General features: G+C 66.8%; 4 protein-coding genes. 3 read left to right on the top strand and 1 reads right to left on the bottom strand.

The window, feature by feature from the left end; translation table 11 throughout:
* A partial coding sequence (locus tag VMD50_RS03095) for a universal stress protein (RefSeq protein ID WP_325424742.1) occupies window positions 1–288 on the top strand: 288 nt, incomplete at its 5' end.
* A 166-nt stretch (window positions 289–454) separates the two neighbouring features.
* Here VMD50_RS03095 and VMD50_RS03090 read toward each other — a convergent pair.
* Window positions 455–1,561: an IS110 family RNA-guided transposase gene (locus tag VMD50_RS03090; RefSeq protein WP_325424740.1), complete on the bottom strand. Its 1,107-nt coding sequence runs from the start codon at window positions 1,559–1,561 to the stop codon at window positions 455–457.
* A 328-nt stretch (window positions 1,562–1,889) separates the two neighbouring features.
* Between VMD50_RS03090 and VMD50_RS03085 the strand changes: the two genes are divergently transcribed.
* Window positions 1,890–2,972: an IS110 family RNA-guided transposase gene (locus VMD50_RS03085; RefSeq protein WP_422656580.1), complete on the top strand. Its 1,083-nt coding sequence runs from the start codon at window positions 1,890–1,892 to the stop codon at window positions 2,970–2,972.
* Window positions 2,973–3,449: 477 nt separating this feature from the next.
* Window positions 3,450–3,757: inositol monophosphatase family protein (locus VMD50_RS03080; protein ID WP_325424744.1), on the top strand; the 308-nt coding region annotated here is incomplete at its 3' end.

Genomic DNA, 3,757 nt, shown 5'->3' with positions numbered 1-3,757 from the left:
GAGGTGGGGCTGCACGCCGAGGACGAGATCCTCGAGGCGTGGGCGTCGCAGGCGCGGGCGATACAGGCACGCTTGAAGACCGATGCGGTGATCGCGGAAGACGTTGCGCTGGAAGTGGTTACCGGCCGCGACTGGGAGGAGGCGCTGCGCAAGGTGGACTGGCAGGACGGCGAGATCCTTGCGTTGGGCACCCGCCCGCGCGACGAGATCCGCCGGGTGTTCCTGGGTTCGCGCAGCGCGAAGATCATTCGCGAGAGCCCGGTGCCGGTGCTGGTGCTGCCGGGCTGACATTCGCCTTCCCCGAGCGTGAAGCTAGTTTCACGTTGGTCGCCGAGCGTGAAGGTAGCTTCACGCTCGCGGCAGGGACCGGTGACACTAGACGGCGCCTCTCTGTGTCAAGAGGCCGGTTGTAGGGTGGCTGATGGTAGGTCCGGGAAGTGACTTGTCCGAAGCGTCAGCATGTGGGGTTTGAGCTGACCGCGCTGGATGTTAGTGCCGCCCCCAAGTGTCCTCCCGGGCCTGCCTCACGTCGCGCGGCGTCGTGCATTAGTTGTCGGTAGACGACGTCGGATAGGCGTCGTTTAAGGCAGCGCAATGCTTCTCGGTGGCTCTTGCCGGCGGCTCGTTTTCGTCGGTAGTAATCGCGTCCGGGGGTGTCACGGGCGATCTGGGAAATGGCCATGGTGTGCAGGCAGCAGTTGAGTTGTCGGTCACCTGCACGGGAGAGGCGGTGGCGGGTGACGTCGCCGGAAGAGGCTGCGATCGGGGCGGTGCCCGTGTAGGTCGCGAAGGCATCGGCGGAGCGGAATCGGTCGATAGTGCCGACGCGGGCGATGATCTTTGCAGCGTTGAGGATCCCGATGCCGCTGAGGTCGGTCAGGGTGCTCCCAGATGCCTCGACGGCCGCGGCGATGTCGGTAGCCGCTTTGGCGATGCGCCGGTCGAGTTGGCGGATCTCGGCGACGAGGTCGAGCGCGAGGCTGCGCAGCGTTTTAGCGGCGGTTTCGCGGGGCCGGATCTGACGCAGGATGTCGGCGGCGCGGTCGGCGGTCAGCCCGCGTGGAGCGCCGGCCGGGGTGAGGTGGGTCAGTAGCACGTGAAGCCGGTTGACGGTTTGTGTGCGGGTCTTGACCAAGTCGTCGCGGTGTTCGACCAGGGCACGCATCGCGATGATGGCCGCGTCGACGGCGGCGGTGTTGAGTCGGGTGGCGGTCACTGCGGCGATCCCGACAGAGACGGCGTCGGCTTCATCGGTCTTGCGGCCATGCCCAGCCGAGAGCAGCCGCACCCGGGCAGCCAGCTTGGCGGGAACGTCGATGACCTCGATACCGTCGGCGGCCAGCCGCTGGGTCAGTGGGGCGCCGAGTCCGGCCGCCCCCTCGATGGCCCACACCGGTTGGGTCCAGCGCTGAGCGAACCGACGCAGCTGGCGGTAACCGTCGGCGCTGACATCGACCCGAACAACGTCCAATGGTTGAAGCGCGCTGTCGATGACGGCGGCAGTCCAAGATGCCTTGTGTGGGTCGACAGCGATGACGACCCGGTCGGTCGATGATGGCACCACGGCGGGTGTTCCTCCTTGCACTCGTTGACGATGTGAACGCGGGGAGGGCACACCAACTTTCGGCTTTGCAGGCCTCTCTTCAGCCACTCCCAGCCAGCGGCGCCGATCCGGGACGCAAGCCGTCTAAGAGCCAACCCGGCCGGGCGGCAGGTATGAGAGCGGGCGATCCCGAACCGGCACCTCGGTGATCGGGGCTGCAGACCCTGACCACCTGAGGACTATTGAACAAGTTGGTATGGGGGGCTGGGGCCTCACTCACATGTGAACGTGGGTTGCGGTCGGGAATTGGGTCCTGGCCGTAGAGCCACAGATGTGGGAGGCCCCAGTGAAGGTTCAGCGTACGAGTGTCGGGTTGGATGTGCACGCGCGATCGGTAGTGGCGTGTGGTCTGGATGGGGATTCCGGGGAGGTGTTCGAGCGCCGGTTGACCCCTGATCGGGGTGAAGTTCTGGATTGGGTTCGCTCGCTGCCGGGTCCGGTGGCGGTGACTTATGAAGCTGGCCCGACGGGATTCAGGTTGGCTCGGTTCTTGCTGGCAGCAGGGATCGAGTGTGTGGTGGCGGCGCCGTCGAAGCTGATCCGGCCGCCCGGAGACCGGGTCAAAACTGATGGCCGTGATGCCCGGCACCTGGCGCGGTTGTTGCATCTGGGCCAGGTTGTGGCGGTGACGATCCCGACGGTCGAACAGGAGGCCGCGCGGGATCTGGTGCGGGCCCGCGAGGATATCCGTGGGGATTTAATGACAGCTCGCCACCGGCTGTCGAAACTGCTGTTGCGCCAGGGGATCGTGTACAGCGGTGGGCGATCCTGGACACGTGAGCATGAGCGGTGGCTGCGTCGGCAGCGGTTCGACAACGCCGCGCTGCAGCTGGCCTACGACACCGCTTTCGACACGATGCTGGCCACTGTCGACCGCCGGGAGCGCCTCGATACCGCGATCGCCGAGATGGCTGCTGATTCATCGTTTACTCCGGTGGTGACCCGGCTGGGGTGTCTGCGCGGGGTGTCCACGTTGACCGCGTTCGGGCTGGCCGTGGAGATCGGCGACTGGTCTCGGCTGACTGGCCGCAGTATCGGCGCGTACCTCGGGCTGGTACCCAGCGAGTACTCCTCAGGGGCGATGCGAACCCAGGGCGGAGTGACCAAGACCGGCAATGGTCACGCCCGCCGGCTGCTGGTCGAAGCTGCCTGGCATCACCGAGCCCCCTACCGGCCCGGCGCTGTGATGCGGCGGCGCTGGGATGCCGCATCCCCAGCCGCCCGGGCCCGCGGCCAGGCCGGTAACCGGCGCCTGCATGAACGCTGGAGGCGTTTTGACGAGCGCAAGAAACGCTCGGTGGTCTCCAACGCTGCGATCGCGCGTGAGCTGGCCGGATGGTGCTGGTCGCTGGCCGTCCTCGACGACTGAGCACCCCCCAAATGTCCAGATGAGTCACCGGGTGTCGGCAAGCGTCTTGGAGTGACCCGCGGCGGCGCTATGAGCAATCACGTTGCTACACAACCGATCACGCTCGATATCTAGACAAGCGGTCCGCTCCGACTCGAAAGTCCCGTCCTGCGGTAGCCAACCCGCGTATATCAGACTGACACGCGTCGATACGACACGCTCGACATCACCAACTGGCACATCTGGTCAACGAAGCGGCGGCCACGACAACGGTTGTGGCCGCCGCTTCCCCCTGCCACTTGACAAGATGACTCACATATCAGCGCCGATCGCAAGTGCGGCGCTGGGGGTACCCCCGCGGAGCTGGGGGACCGGGCGCGGCGGGTCGGCGCCATCGGTCCAGCGCCGATCGCAAGCGCGGCGCCATTGGTTCTAGCTGTGTCGGCGGTCGGCGATACTGAAGCGGTGAACCCGGCCCCTCATGACAAGCGGGAGGAGATGACGGATGCGGCGCTGGCCGCCGATCTCGCCGCGGACGCCGGGGAGCTGCTCCTCAAGGTGCGCGAAGAGATCGGTTTCGATCATCCGTGGGCGCTCGGCGATGCGGGCGACAGCCTGGCGAACGACCTGATCCTGCGGCGGCTGCGCGACGAGCGGCCCGGCGATGCGGTGCTCAGCGAGGAGGCCTACGACGACCTGGCCCGGCTGCAGCGCGACCGCGTGTGGATCATCGACCCGCTGGACGGCACGCGCGAGTTCTCCACTCCCGGCCGCGACGACTGGGCGGTCCACATCGCCCTGTGGCA

Source organism: Mycobacterium sp., assembly GCF_035506235.1.
In the GTDB taxonomy this organism is placed as follows: domain Bacteria; phylum Actinomycetota; class Actinomycetes; order Mycobacteriales; family Mycobacteriaceae; genus Mycobacterium.
The sequence above is the reverse complement of the archived record's forward strand: the minus strand, read 5'-3'. Positions and strand labels throughout refer to the sequence as shown.